This window comes from Faecalibacterium sp. OF04-11AC (assembly GCF_003460645.1).
Classification (GTDB): domain Bacteria; phylum Bacillota; class Clostridia; order Oscillospirales; family Ruminococcaceae; genus Faecalibacterium; species Faecalibacterium prausnitzii_I.
Window position 1 is genome coordinate 1 of record NZ_QTVP01000061.1, and the last position, 1,890, is coordinate 1,890.

At 34.2% G+C, this 1,890-nt stretch carries 2 protein-coding genes; both read right to left on the reverse strand.

Features of this window, described 5'->3' with window-relative positions:
• Positions 1-673, reverse strand: a 673-nt coding sequence (locus DXA70_RS13850) for an O-antigen ligase family protein (protein ID WP_207660165.1), incomplete at its 3' end; no start/stop codon positions are given.
• A gap of 489 nt (positions 674-1,162) precedes the next feature.
• Positions 1,163-1,890: glycosyltransferase (locus DXA70_RS13535; protein WP_128118762.1), on the reverse strand; the 728-nt coding region annotated here is incomplete at its 5' end.

The following is a 1,890-nucleotide window of genomic DNA, read 5'->3' on the forward strand; positions in this document are numbered from 1 at the left end:
CGTTAAAATAAAATATTTTACGATTTAATTTATATCCTTTAATTGCTATATATAGCAAGAAACTATAATATAGAATAAAACCTATGATTCCATTTGAATAAATTTGGTTCATCACATCAGTTTCAACAACCCAGCTTTTCAAGTCCACATATTGACCATACAAGTTACTCATTGTGTATCCAGAATTTCCCGTTCCATATCCAAACAAGAACTGTATTATGCTACTATTTTTCACCACATTTGGATACGCAGTAAAATAACGAATGTGCGCATTTGCACTTCCTCCATCATATACGGCACCTGTTGCTCGTCCGTAAATATCCACAATTTTATCATATACAACAGGTACGATATTCGTGCAAAAGAGTATTGGTATAATAGCAACAACTATCAAAGAGATAGCAATGAATGTACGTTTTCTCACAGTCTTGCTCGCCCTTTTCAAAAAGTCAACAATTGAAAACATACCCGTTAAACCCAGACATACACCAATACCAATCATCGCCGTTGCGTTATTACATATAACAGCATCTACAACGGCTAAAGTTTTAACAAAATAACTATCGCACACAACAAATGCAATAATTACTATAGGGGCCATAAACGCAGAATGCCAGCACATTCCCGATGGATGAAATACTCCCAATTTATACTGTGATGGATTTTCGACCATATGAAGAATATCTCTAAACACAAGTTGGTTCAAATCAATATGAGCACCGTTATACAGAAGGAATTGAGCAATACATACTATAACCTGTGCTGTGCATGTCAATGCTAGTGCTTTCTTTATATACGCCACAAATCTTTCGGATCGTATATATCTCTCATAAAAAGATACCGTAAAAAAAGTTGGCACTAAAAAAACAATCGCAATAATTGAATTCTTTTTATACGACAGTGGAATATCACTCACAAAGCAAAGAAGTGTTGAAAGTACCCAAATGCAGTACAGCGATATAATTGTTCTATCTCTTGTTATTCGAAGTTTTCTTGTTATAATGGTGTGTGCCAGAAAGAAGACAACCTGCAAACACCAAAAGAGATCAAATATGCCAAATTGTACTAGCATGAATGTCGAAAAGAAAACGATTATAAAGATGCTTTTTTCATAGCGTGTGCTCTTTGATATTATAGCTTTCAATCTACTTTCTCCTTCTCCTTAACCACCGGAGACAACATTCTTAATTATAGAAACCAAATAAGGAATCCTCAAATAATATAAAACCATGTAGTAGTTTTTGTGCGGCATGATTATTTCTTCGCTTAACTGTCTAAAAAATCTTGCCATATATGGCTCCCTGGATGGCTTTTTCCTTGGCATTTCCAGCCTATGCTTCTTCTTTTCAAATCCAACTGCGTTATTCCCGTGCAATCTGTATCTAATCAGTGGCTTATTTAGGTACTTTACTTTTCCCATTGCTGCCGAAATTAACATCAATTGATAATCATGAATAACCTCGTTATTGTGTACTCTTAAATACACATCTATAGCATCACGTCTTACGCAATATGTACATCCTTGCACAACATTCCCAAATGCCAACCTTTTCAAGGTTAACTCTTCAACATCTTTATGCTTTTGAAGCACAAAATCATTTACTTGATAATGATCTATATCAGTAATCGGGTTCTCATTTTGATCAATCAAGGAAAATCCCGTACACACTGCCATATTTCTGTCCGATTTTTGAAGCTCCGCAAGTGTCAGCTTCACCTTTTCTTTTTCCCATATGTCATCTTGATCTGCCAAAAAAACGTATTTTCCATGTGTTAATGATATTGCCCTGTAAAAATTTTCTATGTATCCAAAATTCTTGACATTTTTAAATATATATATTTGTGGACAGTTTAACTCTTCAATAATTTCTATTGTTCTATCATTTGAAT